This is a genomic window from Tardiphaga sp. 862_B3_N4_1 (assembly GCF_051811085.1).
Classification (GTDB): domain Bacteria; phylum Pseudomonadota; class Alphaproteobacteria; order Rhizobiales; family Xanthobacteraceae; genus Tardiphaga; species Tardiphaga robiniae.
On sequence record NZ_JBPWQB010000001.1, the window covers coordinates 1,006,320 to 1,030,579 of the forward strand.

The 24,260-nt window shown below is 62.1% G+C and carries 25 protein-coding genes; 9 read left to right on the forward strand and 16 right to left on the reverse strand.

The genetic code is table 11. The features are described 5' to 3' along the window. The first annotated feature begins 15 nt into the window (after nt 1-15). Entirely contained in the window at nt 16-1,815 is a 1,800-nt protein-coding gene (locus AB8B02_RS04690) for a glycoside hydrolase family 15 protein (RefSeq protein ID WP_439063268.1), read from the forward strand. A 223-nt stretch (nt 1,816-2,038) separates the two neighbouring features. Here the strand turns inward: AB8B02_RS04690 and AB8B02_RS04695 are convergent, their stop codons facing one another. The 16 genes from AB8B02_RS04695 to pqqA form a co-directional block, all read right to left on the reverse strand. Next, on the reverse strand, nt 2,039-2,851 hold the full coding sequence (locus AB8B02_RS04695) for a Cof-type HAD-IIB family hydrolase (RefSeq protein WP_439063269.1): 813 nt from the start codon (nt 2,849-2,851) through the stop codon (nt 2,039-2,041). Between the two features lie 11 nt (nt 2,852-2,862). After that, nucleotides 2,863-3,336: a gluconokinase gene (locus tag AB8B02_RS04700; RefSeq protein ID WP_439064588.1), complete on the reverse strand. Its 474-nt coding sequence runs from the start codon at nt 3,334-3,336 to the stop codon at nt 2,863-2,865. A gap of 55 nt (nt 3,337-3,391) precedes the next feature. Continuing rightward, the gene (pgl, locus tag AB8B02_RS04705; protein ID WP_439063270.1) at nt 3,392-4,132 is read right to left on the reverse strand and encodes a 6-phosphogluconolactonase; all 741 of its coding nucleotides are present in this window, start codon (nt 4,130-4,132) and stop codon (nt 3,392-3,394) included. 4 nt (nt 4,133-4,136) lie between these two features. Then, nucleotides 4,137-5,663, reverse strand: coding sequence for a glucose-6-phosphate dehydrogenase (gene zwf / locus AB8B02_RS04710; protein ID WP_439063271.1), 1,527 nt, complete (start codon nt 5,661-5,663; stop codon nt 4,137-4,139). Between the two features lie 5 nt (nt 5,664-5,668). Then, nucleotides 5,669-6,697, reverse strand: a complete 1,029-nt coding sequence (gnd, locus tag AB8B02_RS04715; RefSeq protein ID WP_439063272.1) for a phosphogluconate dehydrogenase (NAD(+)-dependent, decarboxylating) — start codon at nt 6,695-6,697, stop codon at nt 5,669-5,671. A 64-nt stretch (nt 6,698-6,761) separates the two neighbouring features. Then, nucleotides 6,762-9,614: a bifunctional transaldolase/phosoglucose isomerase gene (locus AB8B02_RS04720; RefSeq protein WP_439063273.1), complete on the reverse strand. Its 2,853-nt coding sequence runs from the start codon at nt 9,612-9,614 to the stop codon at nt 6,762-6,764. Between the two features lie 334 nt (nt 9,615-9,948). Then, nucleotides 9,949-10,401: a DsrE family protein gene (locus AB8B02_RS04725; protein ID WP_439063274.1), complete on the reverse strand. Its 453-nt coding sequence runs from the start codon at nt 10,399-10,401 to the stop codon at nt 9,949-9,951. A 29-nt stretch (nt 10,402-10,430) separates the two neighbouring features. Then, the gene (locus AB8B02_RS04730) at nt 10,431-10,835 is read right to left on the reverse strand and encodes a hypothetical protein (RefSeq protein WP_439063275.1); all 405 of its coding nucleotides are present in this window, start codon (nt 10,833-10,835) and stop codon (nt 10,431-10,433) included. Beyond that, nucleotides 10,832-11,062: a hypothetical protein gene (locus AB8B02_RS04735; protein ID WP_439063276.1), complete on the reverse strand. Its 231-nt coding sequence runs from the start codon at nt 11,060-11,062 to the stop codon at nt 10,832-10,834. Before AB8B02_RS04735 ends, AB8B02_RS04730 begins: the two co-directional genes overlap by 4 nt. 254 nt (nt 11,063-11,316) lie before the next feature. After that, nucleotides 11,317-11,985 carry a hypothetical protein gene (locus tag AB8B02_RS04740; RefSeq protein ID WP_439063277.1) on the reverse strand — a complete coding sequence of 223 codons (669 nt, stop codon included), beginning with the start codon at nt 11,983-11,985 and terminating at the stop codon, nt 11,317-11,319. 10 nt (nt 11,986-11,995) lie between these two features. Further along, nucleotides 11,996-12,973 carry a prolyl aminopeptidase gene (gene pip, locus AB8B02_RS04745; RefSeq protein WP_439063278.1) on the reverse strand — a complete coding sequence of 326 codons (978 nt, stop codon included), beginning with the start codon at nt 12,971-12,973 and terminating at the stop codon, nt 11,996-11,998. Continuing rightward, on the reverse strand, nt 12,963-14,177 hold the full coding sequence (gene pqqE, locus AB8B02_RS04750) for a pyrroloquinoline quinone biosynthesis protein PqqE (RefSeq protein ID WP_439063279.1): 1,215 nt from the start codon (nt 14,175-14,177) through the stop codon (nt 12,963-12,965). The genes pip and pqqE overlap by 11 nt, the downstream gene beginning before the upstream one ends. Next, nucleotides 14,174-14,494, reverse strand: a complete 321-nt coding sequence (gene pqqD, locus AB8B02_RS04755; protein WP_439063280.1) for a pyrroloquinoline quinone biosynthesis peptide chaperone PqqD — start codon at nt 14,492-14,494, stop codon at nt 14,174-14,176. The genes pqqE and pqqD overlap by 4 nt, the downstream gene beginning before the upstream one ends. A gap of 10 nt (nt 14,495-14,504) precedes the next feature. Then, complete coding sequence (pqqC, locus tag AB8B02_RS04760) at nt 14,505-15,275, reverse strand: pyrroloquinoline-quinone synthase PqqC (protein WP_420878663.1); 771 nt, start codon at nt 15,273-15,275, stop codon at nt 14,505-14,507. A gap of 32 nt (nt 15,276-15,307) precedes the next feature. Then, on the reverse strand, nt 15,308-16,237 hold the full coding sequence (pqqB, locus tag AB8B02_RS04765; RefSeq protein ID WP_439064589.1) for a pyrroloquinoline quinone biosynthesis protein PqqB: 930 nt from the start codon (nt 16,235-16,237) through the stop codon (nt 15,308-15,310). A 99-nt stretch (nt 16,238-16,336) separates the two neighbouring features. Then, nucleotides 16,337-16,417: a pyrroloquinoline quinone precursor peptide PqqA gene (pqqA, locus tag AB8B02_RS04770; RefSeq protein WP_089267584.1), complete on the reverse strand. Its 81-nt coding sequence runs from the start codon at nt 16,415-16,417 to the stop codon at nt 16,337-16,339. A 290-nt stretch (nt 16,418-16,707) separates the two neighbouring features. Here pqqA and AB8B02_RS04775 point away from each other — a divergent pair, with 290 nt between their 5' ends. The 8 genes from AB8B02_RS04775 (at nt 16,708) to AB8B02_RS04810 (ending at nt 24,254) form a co-directional block, all read left to right on the forward strand. After that, nucleotides 16,708-16,965: a DUF6894 family protein gene (locus tag AB8B02_RS04775; RefSeq protein ID WP_089267437.1), complete on the forward strand. Its 258-nt coding sequence runs from the start codon at nt 16,708-16,710 to the stop codon at nt 16,963-16,965. Between the two features lie 257 nt (nt 16,966-17,222). Beyond that, on the forward strand, nt 17,223-18,614 hold the full coding sequence (locus tag AB8B02_RS04780) for a PQQ-dependent sugar dehydrogenase (protein WP_439063281.1): 1,392 nt from the start codon (nt 17,223-17,225) through the stop codon (nt 18,612-18,614). Between the two features lie 194 nt (nt 18,615-18,808). Continuing rightward, the gene (locus AB8B02_RS04785) at nt 18,809-19,396 is read left to right on the forward strand and encodes a c-type cytochrome (protein WP_439063282.1); all 588 of its coding nucleotides are present in this window, start codon (nt 18,809-18,811) and stop codon (nt 19,394-19,396) included. A gap of 889 nt (nt 19,397-20,285) precedes the next feature. After that, the gene (locus AB8B02_RS04790; protein WP_439063283.1) at nt 20,286-21,689 is read left to right on the forward strand and encodes an amidase family protein; all 1,404 of its coding nucleotides are present in this window, start codon (nt 20,286-20,288) and stop codon (nt 21,687-21,689) included. A gap of 14 nt (nt 21,690-21,703) precedes the next feature. Further along, nucleotides 21,704-22,180: a glutathione peroxidase gene (locus AB8B02_RS04795; RefSeq protein WP_439063284.1), complete on the forward strand. Its 477-nt coding sequence runs from the start codon at nt 21,704-21,706 to the stop codon at nt 22,178-22,180. Then, nucleotides 22,177-22,431 carry a DUF3297 family protein gene (locus AB8B02_RS04800; protein ID WP_068732134.1) on the forward strand — a complete coding sequence of 85 codons (255 nt, stop codon included), beginning with the start codon at nt 22,177-22,179 and terminating at the stop codon, nt 22,429-22,431. Before AB8B02_RS04795 ends, AB8B02_RS04800 begins: the two co-directional genes overlap by 4 nt. Before the next feature lie 198 nt (nt 22,432-22,629). Next, complete coding sequence (locus tag AB8B02_RS04805; protein ID WP_439064590.1) at nt 22,630-23,472, forward strand: ABC transporter ATP-binding protein; 843 nt, start codon at nt 22,630-22,632, stop codon at nt 23,470-23,472. Then, the gene (locus tag AB8B02_RS04810; protein WP_439063285.1) at nt 23,472-24,254 is read left to right on the forward strand and encodes an ABC transporter permease; all 783 of its coding nucleotides are present in this window, start codon (nt 23,472-23,474) and stop codon (nt 24,252-24,254) included. Before AB8B02_RS04805 ends, AB8B02_RS04810 begins: the two co-directional genes overlap by 1 nt. The last annotated feature ends 6 nt before the right edge of the window (nt 24,255-24,260 follow it).

The following is a 24,260-nucleotide window of genomic DNA, read 5'->3' on the forward strand; positions in this document are numbered from 1 at the left end:
GGTGGCGGAAAGACTTTGTACAGCAATATCGAAGATTACGCGCTGATCGGCGATTGTGAGACCGCCGCTCTCGTCAACCGCAACGGATCGATCGACTGGCTGTGCTGGCCGGCCTTCGATTCCGACGCCTGCTTTACCGCGCTGCTCGGCACCAAGGATCACGGCCGCTGGCAAATCACGCCCGACGCTCCGATCACGGCATGCAAACGGCGCTATCGCGGCGACTCCCTCATTCTGGAAACCACGCTGGAGACGGATGACGGCGCCATCACGCTGATCGACTTCATGCCGCCGCGCGGCGCCGCCTCTGATGTGGTGCGCATCGTCCGCGGCGATCGCGGCACGGTGACGGTCCGGATGGAGCTGATCATCCGCTTCGGATTCGGCGCGGCCATCCCCTGGGTGAAGCGCGACAGGGACGGCGGAGTGCTGGCGATTTGCGGGCCCGACATGACCGTGCTGCACACGCCCGTCGAGACCCACGGCGAGAACCTCACGACCGTCGCGAAATTCGAAGTCAAACAGGGCGACAGCATCCCGTTCGTGCTGACCTATGGGCCTTCGCATCTCAAAGTGCCAGCGCCGATCAATGTCGACGAGGCGCTGAAGGACACGGAGGAATTCTGGAAGGAATGGAGCAGCCGCTGCACCTACAAAGGCGAGCACCGTGATCTCGTGATGCGCTCGCTGATCACGCTGAAGGCGCTGATCTATGCGCCATCCGGCGGTATCGTCGCGGCGCCGACCACGTCGCTGCCCGAAAAGCTCGGCGGCTCCAGAAATTGGGACTATCGCTTCTGCTGGCTGCGCGATGCGACATTCACGCTGCTGGTGCTGATGAACAGCGGCTACACTGATGAGGCGCGCGCCTGGTATCGCTGGCTGCTGCGCGCTGTCGCCGGCGCACCGGCCGAGATGCAGATCATGTATGGCATCATGGGCCAGCGCCGCTTGCTCGAATGGGAGGCCGATTGGTTGCCCGGCTATGGCGGCGCGCTGCCGGTGCGCGTCGGCAATGCCGCGCATGCGCAATTGCAGCTTGATGTCTATGGCGAGTTGATTGACGCCTTCCACCAGACTCGCGTTGCCAAACTCGATCTCGAGGATGGCACCTGGGCGGTGGAATGCGAGATCCTCGAACATCTCGCTTCTGTCTGGAATAAGCCCGATCACGGCATCTGGGAGCGCCGCGGCCCCGGCAAGCACTATGTGCTGTCGAAAGTCGGCTGCTGGGTTGCGTTCGACCGCGCCATCAAGAGCGCCGAGACCTTTAATCTCAAAGGCCCCGTCGACACGTGGAAGGCACTGCGCAAGGAGATTCATCGCGACGTCTGCGAGAAAGGGTTCGATCCCCGCGAAAACACCTTCGTGGAATCCTATGGCTCGGACGTGCTCGACGGCGCCATTCTGCTGCTGCCGGCTCTGGGGTTTCTTCCGGCCGACGATCCTCGCGTGAAGGGCACGATCGCAGCGGTCGAGAAATATCTGATACGTGACGGCTTCGTGCTGCGCCACGATCCACGCGAGGTCACTGGCGAGGTTCAACCCGCCGAGGGGGCGTTCCTCGCCTGCAGCCTGTGGCTGGCCGAGGCCTATATCAAGATGGGCGAGATCGCCAAGGCGGAAGAACTCTTCAATCGCGTCGTCGCGATCGCCAATGATGTCGGGCTGCTGGCGGAGGAATATGACAGCGGCGTCAAACGCCAGACCGGCAACTTCCCGCAGGCGCTGACCCATATCGCGTTGATCGCCGTGGCGCATAATCTGGCGAGCGCCAAGCGTCCGCAGGAGAAGAAGGTAGAGCGGGCGAAGTAGCTCTTTCTTATCCCTCCCTCAAGCGCAGAGAAGCTGCGCGCAGTGGGGAGGTGGATCGACCGCGCAGCGGTCGAGACGGGTGGGGTGCTTCCGCTCACTTTGTCGTCTGCTGGGACACCCCACCCCGGCCTATCGGCCGACTCATGACGGACGAATTCGTCCGCCAGACCCCACTGCGCGGCTACGCCGCTTGGGGGAGGGAAGCCACGGGTGCCAGAGCGCCTCAGCGCCCCGCATTCCTTTTCAAAATCATCTCCACCGCGCCCGCAAAGCCTTCCTCTTCGTTCGACGATGTCACATCCGTCGCCTGCGATTTCACGTCGTCACTCGCGTTGCCCATCGCGACCGACATGCCTGACACCTTGAACATCGGCAGATCGTTGCGCATGTCGCCGATGGTGGCGATGGCCTCAAGGGAGATGCCCAGCCGCTGCGCCATCGCCTGCACGAAAGTGCCCTTGTTCTGATTGGGCGGTGTGATGTCGAGATAATAGTTCTGCGAGCGCACCGCGACAGCCGTATCGCCCAGCGCCTTCTGCATCGCGCCCTCGCAGCGTTCCAGCAATGGAAAATCCTGGCTCGCACCGACGATCTTGCAGGCCCTGGCGAGGTAGGGCGAGAAGTCGTCGACCATCACGGCTTCATGCTGGATGGTGTCGCGCTCGTGCGGCACATATTTGCCGTCGTCGCGCTTGATCACCCATTCGTCATTGGTGAATATCCAGATATCGACGCCGTGGTCTTCCAACACTTCGATGGCGCGCTTGGTGGCAGCTTCCGGGATCAGGTGCTGCATGATCGGCTTGAGGTCGCCGTCCACCATGGAGCTGCCGTTGAATGGGCCGATCGGCAGCGTGATCCCCAGTGGCTTCACGAGGAAGCGCATGCCGACGGGCGGGCGGCTCGACGTGATCGTGAACCCGATGCCGGCGTCTTCCAGTTTCTTCACGGCCGCCTTGGCCGTGTCGGTGAGGCGTTTGTCGTGGGTGACGAGTGTGCCGTCGACATCGGACACCACGAGAGCGATTTTGGTCATGGTTTGATCCTTCAGGCCGGCAGTTGTTTGATGATGGCGGAGACGATGCCGTCGACATCGTCGTCGATGGATACTGTGATCGGGCGTTCGTCTGGGCCAGGGATTTCGAGCGTCTTGAACTGACTGTCGAGCAGCGTCGGCGGCATGAAATGATTCTTCCGCGCCGCCATGCGCTTGGCGATTAGCTCCCTGGAGCCGTCGAGATAGACGATGCGAATGTCGTCGCGGCCGTGCAATAGCAGATCGCGATAGGCGCGCTTGAGCGCAGAACAGGCGACGACAAGCTTATCGGCGGTGACGCGGTCGATCTCGTCGGCAATGGCCTGCAGCCAGGGCCAGCGATCGTCGTCGGTGAGTGGCTGGCCCGCGCGCTGCTTCTCGATATTTGCCTTCGGGTGAAAATCGTCGCCATCGGCGAAGCGCCAGCCGAGGCGTTCAGCAAGCGTCTTCGCGATCGTGCTCTTGCCTGAGCTGGAGACGCCCATCACCACCAGAGCCTTGGGTGCCAGGATCTTGGGTGCCAGAGTCTTGGGCGCGGTGTCAGCCACGCGCGTCGTCCGGCAGGGCGGCCTTGTCGCACAGCCACACGGTTTCGCCGTCCGACCGCGCGCGATTGGCTGGCAGATCCTCGCCCTTCAGCACCCGGGTCAGGATCGCGCGCTTGTCCTCGCCGCTCATCAGGAACAGCATCTCGCGGCATGAGGCGAGTGCCGGCAGCGTCAGGCTGACGCGCGGCACGAAAGGCTTCACATGGGCTTCGGGCACGCCGACAACCCAGCGGTCCTTGATCTCGATGGCTGGATAGCTGGGGAACAACGATGCCACGTGACCATCGGGGCCGACGCCGAGCAACACCAGATCGAACAGCGGTTTGGCTTTATCGAGCTTGTCGGCTCCGTAGAACAACTGCAGCTCGCGCGTATAGAGCGCAGCGGCTTCATCCGGATTCGCCGCATCGGTCTTGATCGGGTGCACATTCGCAAGCGGCGCGCATGTATCCAGAAACGCAGTTCGCGCCATACTCATGTTGTTGAGCGGATCGCCTGACGGCACGAAACGATCATCGCCGATGAACCAGTGTACGCGATCCCAGGGGATTTCGCTGCGATAGGGTTCGGTGGCGAGCAGTTCATAGAGGCGCTTCGGGCTCGATCCGCCGGTCATGCAGATTGCGATGCGGCCGGGATTGGCTTCGATGCGCTCGATCAGCCGGTCGGCTGCGGCCTCGGCGAGAGCCACCGCATCCTCGACCACGACGATATGGCGATTGGGCGCTGTCATGGCGTCAGCTCAGTACGCGCCAGCTACGACCATCGCGCTTGAGCAGGTCGTCGGCTTCCTCGGGACCTTCGCTGCCGGCGTTGTAGGTCTTTAGCCCGTCCTTGCCGGCCTTCTTCCAGGCATCGAGGAATGGCTGCACGGCACGCCAGCCGGCTTCCACGCTGTCGGCGCGCTGGAACAGGATGTTGTCGCCGATCATGCAGTCATAGATCAGCGTCTCATAGCCCGTCGCCGGTGCAGCCTGGAAGTAGTCCTTATAGCGGAACTTCATCTCGACGCCGTCGATCTCCACAGCGGGACCGGGCACCTTGGTATTGAACTTCAGCGAGATGCCTTCGTTCGGCTCCACCGCGATAACGAGAAAGTTCTCGGCGAGGCTTTCCACGGACATGTCGCGGAACATGGCGAAGGGTGCTTGCTTGAACTTGATCGCCACTTCGGTGCGCTTGATGCCGAGTGCCTTGCCGGTACGCAGATAAAAGGGAACGCCGGCCCAGCGCCAGTTGTCGATCGACAGCTTCATCGCTGCATAGGTCTCGGTGGTACTGCCTTCCTTGACGTCCTTGGTCTTCAGATAATCACCAATGTCGGTATCGCCGACATGGCCGGCGACATATTGCGCGCGAACCGAATTCTGCAGTGCTTCGGCCTCGGTCTGCGTGGTGACGGCGGCGAGCACTTCGGCCTTCTCGGAGCGCACCGCATTGGCCTCGAACCGCGCGGGCGGCTCCATGGCCACCAGCGACAGCAGCTGGAACAGATGGTTGGGCACCATGTCGCGCAGCGCGCCGGTGGCGTCATAGAACGAGCCGCGATGGCCGACGCCGAGTTTCTCGTCCACGGTGATCTGCACGTGATCGATATGGTTGCGATTCCAGATCGGCTCGAACATGCCATTGGCAAAGCGCAGCACCAGGATGTTCTGCACCGTCTCCTTGCCGAGATAGTGATCGATCCGGTAGATCTGCTGCTCGTTCATCAGGCCGAGCAGTTCATTGTTCAGCTTCTTCGCGGATTCAAGGTCGGTGCCGAACGGCTTCTCGACCACGAGGCGGCGCCACGAGCCGTTTTCCTTCAGCATGCCGGTGCGGCCGAGCTGACGCGCGATCGGCGCGAAGGCCGAAGGCGGCGTCGCCAGATAGAACAGGCGATTGCCGCCGGTGCCGCGCGCTTCCTCGAGTTTGTCGAGCTGGTCACGCATGCGATCGAAGGAATCCGGCTCGCCCGGATCGGCCTCGATGCAGGTGACACAATTGAGCAGCTTCTGTGCGATGGCGTCGTCGACCGGGCGCGTCGCATATTGCTTCAGGCCCTTCATCAGGTCGTCGCGGAGTTCCGCGCCGGTCATGTCCTTGCGGGCGATGCCGACGACGCAGAATTTCTCCGGCAGAAGATCGGCCGCCTGAAGGTTATAAAGCGCCGCGATGACCAGCCGGTGTGCGAGATCGCCGGTGACGCCGAAGATCACGAATGCGCAAGGGTCTGGCTTCTTCTTGGATTTGGCAGGGCCTGGAGCTTGTATCTCGGTCATGCGGGCTACGCCTTTGGTTTGATGATATCAGGCGCGTCCTGCCGTTTTGGATCCGGATGCTGATCGGGCTCTTTGTGGCCGCCGAAACCGGCGCGCATCGCGGATAGAATCTTTTCTGCAAATGTGTGCTCCTTGCGCGAGCGAAACCGCGCAAACAGCGCTGCCGTCAGAACCTCGGCGGGCACCGCTTCGTCGATGGCGGCATTCACCGTCCAGCGGCCTTCGCCGGAATCCTCGACGAAGCCTGAGTAAGTATCGAGCGTCTCGTTCTTGGCGAGCGCGGAGGAGGTGAGGTCGAGCAGCCAGGACGGGATCACGCTGCCACGGCGCCAGACTTCGGCTATATCGGGCAGGTTGAGGTCGAAGCGATGCGCTTCCGGCAGCGCCTCGATATTGGCGTTCTTCATGATGTCGAAGCCTTCGGCATAGGCCTGCATCAATCCGTATTCGATGCCGTTATGGACCATCTTGACGAAATGCCCGGCGCCGACGGGGCCTGCATGGATGTAGCCGTTCTCGATGCGCGGATCGCTGTTGTCGCGGCCCGGCGTACGCGGGATGTCGCCGATCCCAGGCGCCAGCGTCTTGAAGATCGGATCGAGCCGATCGACGACGCTCTTTTCACCGCCGATCATCATGCAATAGCCGCGATCGATGCCCCAGACGCCGCCGGACGTGCCGACGTCGATATAGAAGAGGCCCTTCTCCTTCAGCGCCTTGCCGCGGCGAACGTCGTCCTGCCAGAACGTGTTGCCGCCGTCGATGACGGTGTCGCCGGGCTCCAGCAGCCTAGTCAGCGCATCGATGGTGGTCTCGGTGATCTTGCCGGCGGGCAACATCACCCAGACGGCGCGCGGCTTGTCGAGCTTCTTGACGAAATCTTCGAGCGACGATCCGCCGATGGCACCTTCGGAGGCAAGGCCGCTGACGGCCTTGGCGTCCTTGTCATAGACAACCGCGGTGTGACCGTTCTTCATCAGGCGGCGGACAATATTTCCGCCCATTCGGCCGAGACCGATCATGCCGAGCTGCATTGTGTGATGTCCTTTATTGATTGCGCATGACCCGAAGCAATGTCCGGGCCATGCGGATCGTCGTTTAGTTCAATGCGGCAGTCATCGCCTTGTCGAGAACAGCAAGTCCGGCCTTGAGATCGCCCTTGAGATGGATGCGCAGCGCGCGGCGGTTGCGATCGGTCAGTACGCCGAAGTCACCACGCGCCTGTGCCGCCTTGATGACACCGAACGAGGCGCGGTAATCGGGAATGGCAAGATCCTTGGCATCGTCAGCCGTGATCTGCAGGAACACGCCGGTATCCGGCCCGCCTTTGTAGGCTTGGCCCGTCGAATGCAGGAAGCGCGGGCCGAATTCGGCGCAGGTGGCCACCTTCTTCTTGTCGCGCACCGCCATCCGCATCTGCTGCAGCGTGTCGATATGGGCGCTATCGCGTTCGACATAAGCGAGCAGGGCCACGTAATCGCCGGGGGTGACGCGGCGGAAATGCGCCTTCAGCCACGAGGTCAGATCGCCATTGGCGCCGGCCTTCTTCAGCAGTTCGGCATTGCTGTCGTCCGTATAGAGATCGGCCTCCTTGGAGGACACCACCGGCGTCTCCGGCGGCAGCGAACCGGTCTTCTCGAAGGCCTCCGTCAGCTCGCGCGTCTTGATCTTGGCGGCTTCCACATCTGGCTGGTTGAACGGGTTGATGCCCAGAATCGATCCCGCGACGGCTGTCGCGATTTCGAAGCGGAAGAATTCCTGGCCGAGATGATCGATGGACGGCATCACGATGCGCGCGACGGGATGGCCCGCCTTCTCCAGCGCAGCCAGCTTGTCGTCATGTCCCTTGTCGTCTTCGCCTGATGTGCGCAGATCGATAAAGAAGCGATCGGTGCCATAGACTGAGGGCTCGCCCAGCGTCTCGCCGTCGATGGGGATCAGGCCCTTGCCATCCTTGCCGGTGGATTCGGCGATGAGCTGTTCGGCCCATGCGCCGAAATCGGCGATTTTCTTCGAGGACAAGATCGTGACCTTGTCGCGGCCGTCGAGCCCGGCATTGCCCATGGCAAGGCCGAGCTGGACGCCGGGATTTTCAGCGGGTGGCACGTCCGGCCCACAGGAGCGGACCATCGACAGCGTGAGATCGAGCAGCTTGGTGAGATCGACGCCCGCTGCAGCCGCCGGCACGAGGCCGAACGGCGACAGCACCGAATAGCGCCCGCCGATGGTGGGATCACCATGGAAGATGCGCGCAAACTTTTGGGTCTTCGCGACCTTCTCCAAAGACGAGCCGGGATCGGTCACGGCGACGAAATGGCCGCCGGCCTTGTCGGCGCCGACCGCCTTGGTCACCTCGTCGAAGAAGTAGTTCTTCATCACATTCGGCTCGGTGGTGCCGCCGGATTTGCTGGAGACGATGAACAGCGTCGAGGCGATCTTCACGGCTTTGCCCATAGCCGCGACCTGCGCGGGATCGGTGGAATCCAGCACATGCAGTTTCGGGAAGCCCGCCACCTTGGCAAAGGTCTGCGCCAGCACTTCCGGCCCAAGGCTCGATCCGCCCATGCCGAGCACCACCGCATCAGTGAATCCCTGCGCCTTCACCCATTTGGCGAAGTCGTTGTAGTCGACGAGCTTGGCCTTCTCGTCAAAGGTGCTATTCAGCCAGCCCAGCCACTTGTCTTCGTCCGCGCCGGTCCAGACCGATTTGTCCTTGTGCCAGAGCCGGCGGATCTTCGCCGAACCACGCCACTCTTCGGTTGAGGTTGCGACCTTCTTCGTGATGCCGTCGCCCAGCGCCAGCTTCTGCGATCCGATCCCGTTACCCAGCGATGTTGCGCGCTTGTGCGCCACGGCGCCGTACAGCTTGTCGGCCGCGTCGGCGAACAGCTTGACGCCGTCCTCGACAAGATGCGTCGTGATTGCGTCGAGCGAGATGCCGGTCTTGGCGAGGTCGGCCAGCACCTTCTTGGCATCCTCGACATTCTCTTCGAGGCTGTCGCGCACCTCGCCGTGGTCGCGGAACGCGTCCAGCGTGGCGGGCGGCACGGTGTTGACGGTGTTCTTGCCGATCAGCTCTTCCACATAGAGCGTGTCACGATAGTCCTTGCTCTTCACGCCGGTGGAAGCCCAGAGCAGACGCTGCGGCTTGGCGCCCTTGGCGGCCAGTTTCTCCCAGCGCGGGCCGGCAAACAGTTCCAGATATTCCTGATAGGCGAGTTTCGCATTGGCGATGGCGACCTTGCCCTTGAGGTCCTTGAGCCGCGCCTTCTCGGATGGATCATTGGCCTTGGCGATCTTGTCGTCGAGCTGCTTGTCGACCTGCGCATCGATGCGGCTGACGAAGAACGAGGCGACGCTGGCCACATGCGAGGGATCGCCGCCGCCGGCAACATATTTTTCCAGACCATTCAGATAGGCCTCGGCGACCTCCACATAGGTCTTCTGCGCGAATAGCAGCGTCACATTGATGCTGATGCCTTCGCCGATCAGTTGCTGGATCGCGGGCAGCCCCTCCGGCGTTGCCGGCACCTTCACCATCAGGTTTGGGCGCTTGACGCTCGCCCACAGGCGCTCCGCCTCAGTGACCGTGCCCTTGGTGTCATTGGCGAGATAGGGCGAGACTTCGAGGCTGACGAAGCCGTCGTCGCCCTTCATCTTGTCGTAAACCGGTTTCAGCACGTCGGCGGCGTGCTGGATGTCCTCGACGGCAATGTGCTCGAACAGGTCGGCAGGCGATTTGTCGCCGGACTTCAGCGCCTCGGCAATCGGGGCATCATATTCGTCCGAACTTCCGATCGCCTTCTCGAAGATCGCCGGGTTCGACGTCACGCCCTTCACGGCGTCAGTGTCGATCAGCTTCTTGAGGTCGCCTTTGGCGACGAAGCCGCGGGCGAGGAAGTCCAGCCAAACGGCCTGACCATGGGATTCGAGTGCTTTGACGGGATTCATGATGCCTTGTTCTGCTTACAATTATCAAAAGGCCGATCGCCGCGCGAAACGTTCCGCGGCCCGGTTCCAATGATCGCCCCAAACCCATACGCATGGCAAGCCGAACGGTTCCATTCAGGGCGCGGGAGCCGGATCGCAATTCCGTGTTCGCCAGATTGGCCCGGCGGCATGACAATTGTGCAAATTTTGTGCGTCGGTTTTGTGGGTTGGGGAGCGCCTCCAGCCGCTCACGTCATTGCGAGGAGCGAAGCGACGCGGCAATCCAGAGGATCAAAAGCGAAGAAAGACTGGATTGCTTCGTCGCAAGGGCTCCTCGCAATGACGGCGAAGGGGGTCAGGGGCGAATATACAGATAGCCCTGCGCCTGCAGCTCCGCGATCCGGACCACGCCGCCGCGGTCGGCGATGGTGAAGCCCGGCAGCAGGCCGTCCAGCGTCACATCCTGCGCCTTCATGGTGTTGCCGCAGGCGGCCAGTTGCAGGCCGGACTTGGAGAATTTGGCGACCCGCGCGGTAATGTCGGGATTGGTGGAAGCCCGGGCAAATGACTTCAGCGCCGGACCGAGCACGACCAGTGCGATGGTAACGTTGTCGGGGCCGTCGACGCCGTCGAAGTGGTTCTGGATATTGCCGAGCGCGAAATTCACCCGGTCGGCATCGGCGAGGTGATAGACCACCTTGAGCTTGGCAGACGGCTTTGCGTCAGTCGCTGCCGCACTGGCCTGCGAGGCGACCAGTCCCGCGCCGATCGACGACAGAGCGGTCCACAATAGGCTGCGTCGATTCATAGCTCGCTCCGATTTGACGTCAATCACGCTCACTTGCTGCGCATCGCCGCGAGTTCCTTGCGGTCTGTGATCAACGATTCACATTCCTTCAGACTCGTGCGGTCGAGCCGGAAAATCTTGTCGTCCTCGCCGCCGGTCAGCGCGTCAGCGCCGGGTTCTTCATCGGGCTTGCTGTTCTGCCAGATGCGGACCCGCTCGACGCGAACCAGCGTTGCGTCGATGTCTTTGGCCAGGCCGATCGCGATGCCGCCGCCATCGCAATCGACGCTGCATGCGAACTTCACCTCCTGGCCCTTGTCGGTATCCTGGATCTGGCCGCAGGAGCCGCTGGAATCCCAGTCGCCTTTGCGATGGCGATATTTGAATCCGAGCCGGAACGAGTAGGGCGTATAGCTTTCCTCGGGCGGATGCCCGGCGACGACCAGCAGCTTCATGGTGCTGACCTTCTGCTGGGATGCCGCGCCAGATGCTCGGCGTCATAGCGCCGGACGAAGCAGGCATAGGTCAGCTTCGGACCCAGCGGACCGGCAAACATGCGCTTGTTGAATTCGGCTGCCTTCACCGCATCGACCTTGACCGGCTCGTCCTCGGCGCGCGCCAGCGGGCCGCCGATGGTCAGAGCGGAGGTGAGAACCAGAAGGGACAACACACGGATGGTCATCGACGTCTCGCAAGGTGAGGCGGCCCGTTGCGGGCCAGTTCACCTTGGTCGCATCAGAAGCGGGATGCGTTCAATCGATGCTGGGCGCGGTCGATGCACTCCCTCGCCCCGCACTTGCGGGGAGAGGGTGGGGTGCGGGGCTTTTGCTGAGCTTCACCTCTAACTCCCCCTCACCCGGAGCCGTCGCTGCGCGCCGACTCCGACCTCTCCCCGCAAGCGGGGGGAGGTTCAGAAAGGCCGCGTCGACCGTGAATTCAAAGATCGCTCTTCGCCAGGTCCCACATCAGCCGGTAGGTCCCCTCGGAAATCAGCTCTGCCTTTGCCGCTGCAATGGCCGCAGTGAAGCGGCCCTTCATGGTCGCAGCGACGGCGTCGACATCCGTCCCGTCGATCATCACATACCAGTCGCGGGCGGCGGGATTGGGTGCGGCGGGATCGTCGGTGAGCGGCTTCGACAGCCGGGGATCGCTCTCCATCAGATGCATCGAAATGATGCCGTTGATATCGCCGGGATCGAGCTTCGCTTCGATGGCGCTGCGCAGTTTGTCAGCGCCTTCGGCGGGTGGCCGGATGCGCACCAGTCCAAGTGCCGCGCCGCGGCCCTGACCGCGGCTCACAGTGATCCGAGCCACCGAACGCAGCATGTTCTGGAAGCGGCGGATATTGGTCAGCGACCACTTGGTCTGGTTGGCCAGCGCCGTGCGATAGGCATCACTGTCCAGCACGTCGAATGTCGCGGTCGAATAGAGCCCGAGATATTTCGGCCTGGCGTTCACGGCCACGTAACGCCGGGCCTCGACGAAGCCCTCGATGGCGACGCGCTCGGCAAGATGCTCGCGGTCGTACCATTGGTTGAATTCCTGCTCATGGCTGGCGTCGATATCCATCGACGTCATCAACATTCCCGTGCCTCTGATCGGCATTCCAGAAGTCCTATTTCAGTTTCGACGCGACATCGGCGATGGCCTTCATGACCGCATCGCGCATGCCGGGGTCATAGAGGCTGTGACCGGCGCTTTCAACGATGCGCACCTCGGCATTCATCCAGCGCCTGGCCAGGGCGTGCGATGTCGCGGGCGGGCAGAGGAAGTCGTAACGGCCCTGAATTATGACGCCGGGAATGCCGGTGAGTTTGCCGGCGTCTTCCATGAGCTGCTGTGGCCGCATGAAGCAGTCGTGCTTGAAGTAATGTGCTTCCATTGCCGGTGTGGCCGGCATCGGCCGCGTGGTGTTGCCGAGTTCGGCGCGGTCGAGCCGCGTGCGCTTCGGCGCGATTTCCGACAGGATGGCTTCGGTGCCGCCCCAGGCGCGGATCGCGGGGACATGCACGGCCGGATCGGCATCGAGAATGCGGCGATAGAAGTTCGGCAGCGGATCGGCGCGCTCGGCTTCGGGAAGGGCGCTCAAAAAATCTCCATGCAGGCCCGGATAATGCCGCGGCAGCATAACGTTGAAGACATCGTGCAATTCTTCTCGCGTGCCGAGAAAGGTTGCGCGCAGCACGATGCCGGTCACGCGTTCGGGATGGGCCTGCGCATAGGCCAGCGCCAGCGTCGCTCCCCAGGAGCCGCCGACCACGAGCCATTTGTCGAAGCCGAATTGGGTGCGGATCGTTTCCATATCCGCGATCAGATGCGGCAGCGTATTCGCCTCGCGCTTGCCTTTCGGCTTGCTGCGGCCGGCGCCGCGCTGATCGAACAACACGGTGTGAAAACGCTGCGGATCGAACAGCCGGCGGTGATCGGGCTGGCAGCCGGAGCCGGGGCCGCCATGCAGATAGACTGCGGGAATGCCGTCGCTGCGGCCGACGCTCTCCACATGGATTGCGTGGCCGTCGCCGACATCCAGATGTTCCGAGGTCAGCGGCGCAAACAGGTCCGCATTCACCGGGGCGGGGACATCAGCGGCCATGGACGTCGTCCGCGTCCGGCTCCAGCGTGCCGCCTTTGAAGTTGCGATAGATGAAGCGGTCGCGGCCCTCGGTGGATTCCGTCTCGGCCAGTTTGAAGATTTCGGCGTGAACAGGCGACAGCGTGCAGGCGGGGTCGGTATTGCCGGCGTCGCCGGTCAGCGCGAAGGCCTGGCAGCGGCAGCCGCCGAAATCCACTTCCTTGAACGCGCAGCTCTGGCATGGCTCGGGCATCCAGCCGGTGCCGCGATAGCGGTTGAAGGCTTCGGAATTCTGCCAGATCCAGGCGATCGAATGATTGGAGCGCACGGATTCGAATTCCATCCCGGTGATGGTCTCGGCGGCATGGCACGGCAGGATCTTGCCTGATGGAGAGATGTTGAAGAACTGCCGGCCCCAGCCGCCCATGCACTTCTTCGGCCGCAGCGCGTAATAGTCCGGCACGACATAGTCGATATCGAGAATGCCTTTCAGGCGCAGCTGCGCATCCTCGACGATGCGGCTGGTCTCGTCGATCTGGTCGATGGTCGGCATCAAAGCGGCGCGGTTCTTCAACGCCCAGCCGTAATACTGCACATTGGCCACTTCCAGCCGGTCGGCATCGAGATCGACGGCCATCTGGATGATGTCAGCGAGCTGATGCAGGTTCTGCCGGTGCATCACCGCATTCACCGTCAGCGGCAGGTCGAGCTCGCGCGTCCATTTGGCCACTTCGAGCTTCTTCGCGTGGCCATTGCGATAGCCGCCGACGCGGTCGGCAACCACGGGCTCATTGCCCTGGAAGCTGATCTGCACATGGCATAGCCCGGCATCGGCGAGCGCGGAAAGCTTGTCGCGCGTCAGCAGCACCGCCGAGGTGATGAGGTTGGAATACAGGCCCACATCCGTCGCGTGCTGCACCAGCTCGACGATGTCCTTGCGCGCGGTCGGTTCGCCGCCGGAGAAGTGGATCTGCAGCACGCCGATTTCGGCGAGCTCGGACAGCACCTTCTTCCATTCGTCGGTGGTCAGCTCGGTGCTGCTGCGGTCGAGTTCCACGGGATTGGAGCAGTATGGACATTGCAGCGGGCAGCGATGGGTGAGTTCGGCCAGCACGGCGAGGGGAATGCCGAAGGTTTCCGCAGTCGAGCGCGTCCGCTCCATGATAGCGAGACTGTCGGCGGGATCGGTGAAGACGGGGCTGGCGTCGGTGAGGGTGGGGCTCATGATGTCTTCTCCCGCGCTTGCGTGAGAAAGCCCTTGTCGGCGAGATCCTGCAGCATCGCGAGAACATCGGTACCGATATCGTCTCGCGGCGCGGCGTATTTCGCCGCCAGCAGGTCGATGATATCGGCCACGCTGCGTGCGCCGTCACAGAGTTGCAGGATTTCCACGGCGATATCGTCCGGCGCCAGCACACGCTCCGGCGCCAGGATCACCCAGCGCTGGCGCGTCTCGTCGAACTTCAGCCGGGCGTGGCGCGGCAAGATCGGCTTGCTGGCCTCGCTGACACTGATCCGACGATTGCTGCGCAACTCCGTCATCGTTGCCTTCTTACTTGGCCGGGACGAACGCGCCCGGCGGCACATGGCCATCGACATAGGCATGATACAGCGCATCGAGCTGCACCCACAACACATTGGTCTTGAAGATCAGTGCATTGCAAACCGCGCGGCGCTCGGCCGGGGTGTTGGCGTGCTGCTTGACGTAATCCAGCGCAAAGCCGGCATCGCGCGGCGCCTGGGTCAGGCGGCGGCTGAAATAGCTCATGATGTCCGGATTGACGAAATCATAATGCTTCAGCATGCCAGAGATGCGCTCTTCATGCAGGTTGGGGGCGAACAGTTCCGTCAGCGACGAGGCGATGGCCTCGAGCGGCGTCTTGTCACGCACGAAATGCACATAGGCCTCCACGGCGAAACGCGTCGCCGGTAAAATGCCTTCGGTGGATTCCACATAGGCTGAGTCGAGACCGAGCCCTTCGGTCAGCTTCAGCCAGCGCTCGATGCCGCCTTCGGCGCCGGTATCACCGTCGTGATCCTCGATGCGGTGCCGCCATTCCACGCGTGTCGCCCGGTCGCGGAAGCGCGAGATCACCACGGCGTCCTTGATGGGGATCGTGCTCTGATAATAGTAGCGGTTCAGCGCCCAGGCCTGCACCTGGCCCTTGTTGAGCTTGCCGCCGTGCAACAATTTATGAAACGGATGTAGGCTGTGATAGCGCGTCGCGCCGATATGGCGCAGCGTCTCTTCGAGTTGCGCGGCATTGTCCAGCGGCACGCCTGGCGAAATCGAATAGGCGGAAATGGCGTTGGCGCCGATCATGTTTGCACTTGTCATGGTAGCACCTGGGGCGTTCACAGCGTGATCTCCATGCCATTGCCGGGGATTTGCCAGCCGGCGGTGGTCAATGCGGCGCGCTCGGTGGAATCATGCAGCAGCGCCGGGTTCGAATTGTTGATGTGCAGAAAGAACTTTCTGGCGATGCCGGCATCGGCCAGTTCGCTGATCGCGCCATCCGTGCCGGACATCGACAGATGCCCCATGCTCTGGCCGGTCTTATGGCCCAATCCTGCGGCGATCAATTCGTCGTCGCGCCACACGGTGCCGTCGAAGAACACCAGCGGGGCGCCGGAGATGCGCGTCTTCAGTTCGGGCGTCACCCGCGCGCAGGCCGCAATGAAATAGAAATACTTGCCGGTGGCCTTCTCGGCGATCCGCAGTCCCAGCGTATCGCCGTCGCCATCCTCACCGGCCGGATGTGCCTGGCCTTCCAGATACCACGCGCTCTTGCCGGGCACGACGAAAGGCAGCACCTCCAGGCCGGACGGCGCGCCATCCTGCAGCTTCGGTTCGAAAGACGTATCAATCTCGATGGCGTCGCGGCGCACGTTCTTGTCCGAGAGCACGTTGAAAATGCTGTTGGCTTTCAGGATCGCCAGCACACGTGTGTGCGCATAGATTGTAAATGGCGAACCTTCCCGCATCGACAAGAGCCCGGCCACCGCATCGACCTCGCCATTGGTGAGGATCACGCCCGCGATCGGCGAGTGTCTGACATGATCGGGGTGGGGGTGAAGCTGGGGCGTATCGGTGACCTGTTGTCGCAGGTCGGGCGAGGCATTGATCAGGAACCAGTTGGCATTGTCGGCCGACACCGCGATCGAGGCCTGACCGCTCCGCAAGTCTGGCCGCTCATCGCGCGCCGCACGACAAATCCGGCATCCGCAATTCCACTGCGGAACACCGCCGCCGGCCGCGGCTCCAAGAACGACAACACGCAACATGAGATCGCCCTGAATCCCGGCCAATTAGCGTCTCGTAAAAAGACGCGGGGCGCCTGTCGTCGACGAAGGCGCCCCCAAAACTTAGCTTGAGCTCAAGTCTTACTTGCGCGCCGCGCAGGCGTACATGTTGATTTCCATGCCGACTGCAACTTCGACGATCTTCGGTGCTTTCCAGGCCATATTTCTCTCCCGCTTATCTGCAGTCAGGTACTGCATAACCATAACTCTATTCCCTGCTCAAAGGTTCGCCAACAACTTCGTCATCACAATGTGAAGCGATAGGGGTACAATATGCGTGCAATGCACAATCGGTTGCGCTGCAACATTGCAATGGCGAGAACGTTCCATAGATAGCGAAGGCCTTTGGTTGAAAGGCATTGATTCGTACTCAGCCCGCCGCATCTTCCGGATATTCGCGTGGTCTGAGGTCTTCTGCGTCCGCGCCCAAGCCGAGTGCCAAGAGAATTGCCATGCCGCTTTATTTCTTCAACACACGCATCAACGACGAGCTGGTGGTCGATCCCGAAGGCGAGGAGCTGCGGGATCCCGATCATGCCTGGGATGTGGCGCGGTCGATGATCCTGCAATTGCTGCGCTCCGAGGGCACGCCGAGCGATCTGCTCAAAGCGGTGCTTGAGGTGACGGACAAGGACGGCGAGATCGTGCTTGAATTTCCGTTCACCGAAGCACTGCTCGATGCCACCGATGAGTCCGCAACGCGGCACTAGAGCGTTGTCGAGCGAAGTGGGCACTGGTTCGCGTCAAGAAAACGCGTCAATACACAACGCTAGAGCCTCGGTTCTAACTCTATCAGAACCGAAAAGGCTTTAGCCGATTGCGGGAATCCGCACAGGCTTGCTCGCGCGTGATGTTTTGATTGCGCAGCGACATAAAAATATCCAACAGTGCGATCCGGAAAGCCTCGGGGGCGGCGCATCTCATGCGCTGCGAGCAGAGAAGGCTTCCGTAAAAAGGGGAGAGATCCATGAGTGTCTACACGTCCGCGCGCCGGGCATTGCTTGCCGGTGCGTTCATCGGTGTCTTTACAAGCGGCGCTTTTGCCCAGCAGTCCGATACATCACCTGCAACACCGGCTCCTGCAGCCACGCCAAGTGCAGCTCCAAGTGCAGCGCCTGCTGCTCCCGCAGCGGCTCCTGCACCGGCACCAGCCGCCCCGCAGGCTGCCGCTCCGGCACCTGCAGCAGCGCCAGTCGCCGCCGCGGCGCCTGCGCTGCCGCCCGGCTCGCCGCTGATCGGCCGTCCCGATGGCGCTGCCGCAGCCAAGCTCGCGCCCGTCGCGCCGCCGCCGATTCCGTCCGCCGCCGACAAGCTGCCGACTGCGAAGCTGAAGGTGCCCGCGGGCTTCAATATCGAGGTTTACGCCGCCGGCATGGCCAATGCGCGCTCGATGCGCGAAGGCGACAAGGGCACGGTCTTTGTGGGGTCGCGCCTCGTCGACAAGGTCTACGCGGTCATCAACAATGACGGCAAGCGCCAGGTGAAGGTGCTGGCCTCCGGCCTCTATCGCCCGAACGGTCTCGCCTTCAAGGACGGCACGCTCTACATCGCCGAACTGTCGAAGATCTCGAAGATCGACAAGGTGGAAGACAATCTCGAAAATCCGCCGAAGCCGACCATGATCTACGACAACCTGCCGAAGGACGAAGCCCATGGCTGGAAGTTCATCGGCATCGGCCCGGACAACAAGCTCTATGTGCCGGTCGGCCAGCCCGGCAACAATGTGCTGCATGACGAGGCCCATGGCCAGATCCGCCGCATGAATCTCGATGGCACCGGCGCCGAGATCTATGTGAAGGGCGTCCGCAACACCGTCGGCTTCGACTGGAATCCGACCACCAAGCAGATGTACTTCACCGACAACGGCCGCGACTGGATGTCGGAAGCGGTGCCGGAAGATGAACTCAACCGTGTCACCAAGGCGGGTGAAGACTTCGGCGCGCCATATTGCCTGCAGGGCAATATCCTCGATCCGGAATTCGGCTGGGGCAAGTCCTGCGCCGACTACACCGCGCCGGTCGGCCTGCTCGGGTCGCATACGGCGGCATTGGGCATGCGGTTCTACACCGGCAAGATGTTCCCGGCCGCCTACAAGGATGCGATCTTCATCGCGCGCCATGGCTCCTGGAACAAGACTCAGAAGCTCGGCGGAGACGTCGTTGTCGCGAAGCTGAACAAGGACGGCACGGTGAAGTCCGTCGAGCCGTTCCTCACCGGCTTCATCGAGGACAACAAATATGTCGGCCGCCCCGTCGACGTGCTGCAGATGAAGGACGGATCGCTGCTGGTCTCCGACGACTGGAACGGCGCGATCTATCGCATCACCTATGGCAAGCAGAAGGTGGCGGACAAGAAGTGACGACGTTTTCTCACCTCTCCCCGCTTGCGGGGAGAGGTCGACTGCAACGCGCGAAGCGCGTGAAAGTCGGGTGAGGGGGACTCTCCACTTGCTCCGAGCGCGGTGAGAGTCCCCCTCATCCTCACCTTCTCCCCGCAAGCGGGGAGAAGGAATTCGCCACGCCGGAGTTTCAGTATTCAGAAAGTTCAAAGCCGATGCGCCCGTTTGCCGTCATCGTAGCTCTTTTTCTCTCGACGTCCCCACTCTTCGCCGCCGAACCCATCACCGAGCGCGCCGCGCCGTGCCTCGCCTGCCACGGCGAGAAGGGGACCTCCGAAACCGAGAACACGCCGTCGCTCGGCGCGCAGCAGCCGGCCTATTCGCTGATCCAGATCTACATGTTTCGCGAGAAGCTCCGCGTCGCGGAGCCGATGAACGACATGGTGAAGGATTTTACCGACGACGACCTGCGCAGTTTCTCTGACTATCTCGCGACGCTGCCGAAACCGACAGCGCTGGAGGCGGGCGATCCCCAGGGGATCGCTAGCGATCCCGCGCGGATGCAGGCCGCCAAGGCGCTGACATCGCAATTTCGCTGCGATAGCTGCCACAACGCTGATTTCTCGGGCCGCGACAATATCCCGCGCATTGCCAACCAGCGCGAGGACTACCTCGCCAAGACCATGCGCGAATACAAGGACAACTCCCGCCACGGTTACGATGCCACCATGGCCGATGTGATGCAGTCGATCTCCGAAGCGCAAATCGTGGAGCTGGCTTATTTTCTCGCAAGGGTGAAGTGACGTCGCGCGGGCTCACCCGCGCGACGTCATTCCGGGGCAGGCCGGGCTGCACAGCGGACCGGAATGAGCCCGGAATCCCGACATGTTCAGCTCCCACTGTCATTCCGGGGCGCGGCTGGCACTTGCCGGACGCGAACCTCAGCCATTCCACTTGGAATGGTGGGGAATCTCGGAGTGTTTTGCGCTGAACATGCTGGGATTCCGGGTTCGCGTCCGGCAAGAGCCGGCCACGCCCCGGAATGACGAGTGTGGGGCGGCGAGCCAGCACCTAACATTTTTTCCTATTTCTTATTGACAATATCCCGCCATGGATTATTTTCCCCTTCGTCCGGCCCCGATGAGAGGGGCGAGCGCGATCGTCACGTTCGCGGGGCTGGATGCGGTGGACGCCGGAGATGCGGCGTTACGCGGTTCACGGGTGACGTCTGTCTTCGGGCAGGACGGATCTGCGCCAGCACTGCCACTGGCAAGGAGACGGCCGATCTTGGGATGGAAAGACTCCCTGGACAGTGTGACGGACGACCAAGTCAAAACGCGTTCGGCTTACTCGCTTGAGGCTACCCTGTCCCTCCGCCCTGGGACATTAATTTTGGTGATGGGACCGTTCGCCATGGCAGATGTGCAGGCAACCGAAAAAACACCGTATGCGGAACGTCGGGCACTTGCTCGGCGCCTCCGAAAGTCCTGATGCACTCTCAATTGCGGAAGACCGCATTCGCATCAGGCCCAAGGGTGCAACGGGCACCCGGCGTTCCGCACGCCCTCTCGATTGAGGGTGGGAAGGAATGCTCATAGCTCGGACGCTTCGGCGCCGCGAGACTGCGAAATCGTGCCTGATTGGCAATCTCCGGCCGCCTGCGTTAACAAGCGACAAGCAATGGAGCACTGCATGAACGATCTCTGGCGCCTGTCGGCAACTGACCTCTCCGCACTCATTCGCGACCGCAAGGTGTCCGCCAAGGAGGCGACGGTGGCTGGCCTCGCACGGCTCGATGCTGTGAACCCTGCCATCAATGCCGTGGTCGACCATCGACCCAATGAGGCGCTGGCACGGGCGGATGCGGTCGATGCGGCGATTGCGCGCGGCGACGATGTCGGTCCGCTCGGCGGCGTGCCCATCACCGTCAAAGTGAATATCGACTACGCGACCTATCCGACATCGAATGGCGTAAAGATCCAGAACGAGATCATCGCTACGACCAACAGCCCGGTGATCGACAATCTGCTGAAGGCTGGCGCCGTCATCATCGGCCGCACCAATTGCCCGGCATTTTCCTATCGCTGGTTCACCACCAATCAGCTCTATGGCGATACCAAGAATCCGCGCGATCCGTCGCTGACGCCGGGCGGATCGTCAGGCGGCGCAGGCAGCGCGGTCGCCGCCGGCATCGGCCACATCGCCCATGGCACCGATATCGCCGGCTCGATCCGCTATCCCGCCTATGCCTGCGGCGTGCACGGTCTGCGTCCGACCGTCGGCCGCATCGCCGCCTATAATCAGGCGCTGCCCGAGCGTATCATTTCCGGCCAGATCACCGCGGTGTCCGGTCCCTTGGCACGCACCATCAATGATGTCCGTCTCGGGCTTGCGGCTATGTCGCAGCCCGATGCGCGCGATCCCTGGTGGGTGCCGGCGCCGCTGGAGGGACCCAAGCGCGAGAAGCGCGCCGCCATGTGCCTGCGGCCTGATGGTCTCGCCATCACCGCCGATGTCGAGGCCGCGGTGCGCGATGCCGGAAAGCGGCTGGAGCGGGCAGGGTGGGTCGTCGAGGAAGTCGAGAACACGCCGGCCCTGCGCGAGGCCGCCGCCTTGCAGACGCAGCTCTGGTTCGGCGATGGCTATCAGGGCATGCTGGACGCGGCGGTGCGCGAGGGTGATCCCGCAGCACTGGTCTGTCTGCGCGGACAGAAGGACAAGCTCAAGGACTTCGAGAATGGCGGCCTGTCACGGGCGCTGGTGCGCCGCTCCACCTTCGTGCGCGACTGGGAGCTGTTCCTGCAGACCTATACTGTGGTGCTGATGCCGATGTCCGGCGAATTGCCGTTCCCGGATCATCTGGATATGCAGGGCCAGGAATCGTTCGATCGCGTCTGGGCCGCCCAGATGCCGCAGATCGGGATTCCCTTCATGGGCCTGCCGGCGCTCAGCGTCGCCACGGGTCTTGTCGGCCGTGCGCCGACCGGCGTGCAACTCGTCGCCGGCCGTTACCGCGAGGATCTGTGTCTGCTGGCCGGCGAAGCCATCGAGGCCGGCGGTACCCCGCCGATGCCTTGCGACCCCGCGACGGCCTGAGAGGGATCAGTGCGATGACCGGCATCTCCGATTTTTCTGCGAACGCACTGACAGGTGAGCCTGTCGCGCTCAAGCAGTTCGAAGGAAAGGTGCTGCTGATCGTCAACACCGCCAGCGCCTGCGGATTCACGCCGCAATATGCGGGGCTGGAGAAGCTGCAGCAGGATTTTGCGCCGCGCGGATTTTCCGTGCTGGGCTTTCCCTGCAACCAGTTCGGCGCGCAGGAGCCGGGCGACGCCAAGGCGATCGAGCGCTTCTGCGAGGCCAATTACCACATCACCTTCCCGCTGTTTGAGAAGATCGACGTGAATGGCGCCGGGGCGCATCCATTGTATAATTACCTGAAATCTGAAAAGTCCGGATTGCTGGGTTCGGGGATCAAATGGAATTTTACCAAATTCCTGATCGACCGTTCCGGACGGGTCGTCGAGCGTTTTGCGCCGACCGCCAAACCTGAATCACTGCGAGAGAAAATCGAGGCGCTGCTATGACCGATAACACCAATGCATCAGCCGATCTGCCCGATCGCCTGTCCACCGATCCGCGAAGCCCGTTCTACAATGCCGAAGTGCTGCAGCGCGATGTCGGCATTCGCTTCAAGGGCGCCGAGAAGACCAATGTCGAAGAATATTGCGTCAGCGAAGGCTGGGTGAAGGTGCCCGCCGGTGCGGCAAAGGACCGGTACGGCAATCCGCTGCTGATCAAGCTGTCCGGCCCTGTGGAGCCGTATTTCCGCGACTAAACGCACCAAAAGCGCCGAAAGTCCTGCTGCGGGAAACTGACTTGTTCGCAGCAGGCGCTGACTAGCAAAAAGGCGTTGCCCGCATAAATTTGAAGCTTAAAGTAATTGCAGTTTCCGGCTACGCTGTGTCCGTCAGCATGATGGACACAGTCGGGCCGTCGTGATTGCAATGCGTGCATGGCAAATGAAGGACCGGGAATGCAGGTGGTGTCGCTACGTTCGGACGCTCACGCCGAGTCGGAACCTTTATCCGGCCGCAAACCCGCTTCAGCCATGATCGAGATCGAGCACGTCTCGCAGCGCTTCCAGACCTCCGGCAAGCAAAGCCATCTGGCGCTGTCGGATATCAACCTCACCATCGAAGATGGTGCCTTCGTCTCGATCCTCGGACCCTCAGGCTGCGGCAAGTCGACCTTGCTCTATATCGTCGGCGGCTTCGTGCAGCCCACCGATGGCGTCGCCAAGGTGAAGGGCAAGGCGATCACGGGACCTGGTCCCGATCGCGGTCCGGTGTTTCAGGAATTCGCGCTGTTTCCGTGGAAGAACGTGCTCGGCAATGTCATGTATGGCATGCGCCAGCAGGGCATTAAGAAGGCTGAAGCCGAAACGCGCGGCCGCAAGCTGCTCGAGATGGTCGGCCTGAAGGGCTATGAGAATTTCTATCCGAAAGAACTCTCCGGCGGCATGAAGCAGCGCGTCGCGATCGCGCGCACGCTGGCCTACGATCCCGCCGTGCTGCTGATGGATGAGCCGTTCGGCGCGCTCGATGCGCATACCCGCACGCGGCTGCAGAACGATCTGCTCGACATCTGGGATACACAACGCAAGACGGTGCTGTTCGTCACCCATTCGGTCGAGGAAGCCGTCTATCTCTCAGACAAGGTGATCGTGATGTCGCGCTCGCCGGGCAGTATCAAGGAAATCGTCGATATCGATCTGCCGCGGCCGCGCAAGCGCGCCGATCTGCTGCTCGACGCACGTTTCCAGAAATACATCGTCGATATCGAGAAGATGATCGACGACGGCAAGGACCATCTGTGATGACCGTGCGCGGGGTGCTCAAGACACTTTCGCCATTGTTCGCCTGCATCGGGTTGCTGTGTGTCTGGCAGATTGCCTCGCTGCGGCTGGATACCGAAAGCTTCCCAACGGCACTGGAGTCGATCAAGGCCATTCCGTCGATCCTCGGGGACAAGGGATCGCTGCTGAACATTCTCGATTCCATCCGTCGCATGGCCATCGGCCTCGTACTCGCGGTGATGTTTGCGATCCCGCTCGGTTTGCTGATGGGGCGCATCAAGGCCGTGGCGTCGTTCTTCAATCCGCTGATGATGATCATCTATCCCGTGCCAAAAGCAGCGCTGATGCCCATCATCATGCTCTGGATGGGCGTTGGCGACGTCTCCAAGATCCTCGTCATCTTCCTTGGTGTCAGTCTGCCGATCATCTATCACGCTTTCCAGGGCTCCAAAGCCGTTGAAGAAAAAATGCTGTGGTCTGGTGCGGCGATGGGCATGTCGGCGCCGATGCGCATGCTCCGCATCGTGCTGCCCGCGGCGCTGCCTGAAATTCTCACGGGCTGCCGCACCGGTCTCGTGCTGGCGCTGATCACCATGATCACCTCCGAGATGATCGCGCGCCAGTCCGGCGCCGGCAACATCCTGTTCAACTCGCTCGACATGGCACAATACGACACGGTGTTTGCGATGATCCTGATCATCGGCGCCATGGGCATCATCTTCGATGCGGCCTTCGAGAAGCTTCGCCTGTCGCTCGTGCGCTGGTCGCAACCGCGCGACGACATGCCTCTCAGCTTTACGTGAGCGCAA

What these genes read in the sequence shown, in the direction of transcription:
- AB8B02_RS04700 (WP_439064588.1), bottom strand. Translation starts at nt 3,336, where the DNA reads ATGGGCGTCTCCAGCTCAGGCAAGAGCACGATCGCGAAGACGCTTGCT.
- pip (WP_439063278.1), bottom strand. Translation starts at nt 12,973, where the DNA reads ATGGCCGCTGATGTCCCCGCCCCGGTGAATGCGGACCTGTTTGCGCCG.
- AB8B02_RS04775 (WP_089267437.1), top strand. Translation starts at nt 16,708, where the DNA reads ATGCCGCTTTATTTCTTCAACACACGCATCAACGACGAGCTGGTGGTC.
- AB8B02_RS04805 (WP_439064590.1), top strand. Translation starts at nt 22,630, where the DNA reads ATGCAGGTGGTGTCGCTACGTTCGGACGCTCACGCCGAGTCGGAACCT.
- pqqE (WP_439063279.1), bottom strand. Translation starts at nt 14,177, where the DNA reads ATGAGCCCCACCCTCACCGACGCCAGCCCCGTCTTCACCGATCCCGCC.
- AB8B02_RS04780 (WP_439063281.1), top strand. Translation starts at nt 17,223, where the DNA reads ATGAGTGTCTACACGTCCGCGCGCCGGGCATTGCTTGCCGGTGCGTTC.
- zwf (WP_439063271.1), bottom strand. Translation starts at nt 5,663, where the DNA reads ATGACCGAGATACAAGCTCCAGGCCCTGCCAAATCCAAGAAGAAGCCA.
- AB8B02_RS04740 (WP_439063277.1), bottom strand. Translation starts at nt 11,985, where the DNA reads ATGCCGATCAGAGGCACGGGAATGTTGATGACGTCGATGGATATCGAC.
- gnd (WP_439063272.1), bottom strand. Translation starts at nt 6,697, where the DNA reads ATGCAGCTCGGCATGATCGGTCTCGGCCGAATGGGCGGAAATATTGTC.
- AB8B02_RS04785 (WP_439063282.1), top strand. Translation starts at nt 18,809, where the DNA reads ATGCGCCCGTTTGCCGTCATCGTAGCTCTTTTTCTCTCGACGTCCCCA.
- AB8B02_RS04695 (WP_439063269.1), bottom strand. Translation starts at nt 2,851, where the DNA reads ATGACCAAAATCGCTCTCGTGGTGTCCGATGTCGACGGCACACTCGTC.
- pqqC (WP_420878663.1), bottom strand. Translation starts at nt 15,275, where the DNA reads ATGATCGGCGCCAACGCCATTTCCGCCTATTCGATTTCGCCAGGCGTG.
- AB8B02_RS04735 (WP_439063276.1), bottom strand. Translation starts at nt 11,062, where the DNA reads ATGACCATCCGTGTGTTGTCCCTTCTGGTTCTCACCTCCGCTCTGACC.
- pqqB (WP_439064589.1), bottom strand. Translation starts at nt 16,237, where the DNA reads ATGTTGCGTGTTGTCGTTCTTGGAGCCGCGGCCGGCGGCGGTGTTCCG.
- pgl (WP_439063270.1), bottom strand. Translation starts at nt 4,132, where the DNA reads ATGACAGCGCCCAATCGCCATATCGTCGTGGTCGAGGATGCGGTGGCT.
- AB8B02_RS04720 (WP_439063273.1), bottom strand. Translation starts at nt 9,614, where the DNA reads ATGAATCCCGTCAAAGCACTCGAATCCCATGGTCAGGCCGTTTGGCTG.
- AB8B02_RS04730 (WP_439063275.1), bottom strand. Translation starts at nt 10,835, where the DNA reads ATGAAGCTGCTGGTCGTCGCCGGGCATCCGCCCGAGGAAAGCTATACG.
- AB8B02_RS04795 (WP_439063284.1), top strand. Translation starts at nt 21,704, where the DNA reads ATGACCGGCATCTCCGATTTTTCTGCGAACGCACTGACAGGTGAGCCT.
- AB8B02_RS04790 (WP_439063283.1), top strand. Translation starts at nt 20,286, where the DNA reads ATGAACGATCTCTGGCGCCTGTCGGCAACTGACCTCTCCGCACTCATT.
- pqqA (WP_089267584.1), bottom strand. Translation starts at nt 16,417, where the DNA reads ATGGCCTGGAAAGCACCGAAGATCGTCGAAGTTGCAGTCGGCATGGAA.
- AB8B02_RS04810 (WP_439063285.1), top strand. Translation starts at nt 23,472, where the DNA reads ATGACCGTGCGCGGGGTGCTCAAGACACTTTCGCCATTGTTCGCCTGC.
- AB8B02_RS04725 (WP_439063274.1), bottom strand. Translation starts at nt 10,401, where the DNA reads ATGAATCGACGCAGCCTATTGTGGACCGCTCTGTCGTCGATCGGCGCG.
- pqqD (WP_439063280.1), bottom strand. Translation starts at nt 14,494, where the DNA reads ATGACGGAGTTGCGCAGCAATCGTCGGATCAGTGTCAGCGAGGCCAGC.
- AB8B02_RS04800 (WP_068732134.1), top strand. Translation starts at nt 22,177, where the DNA reads ATGACCGATAACACCAATGCATCAGCCGATCTGCCCGATCGCCTGTCC.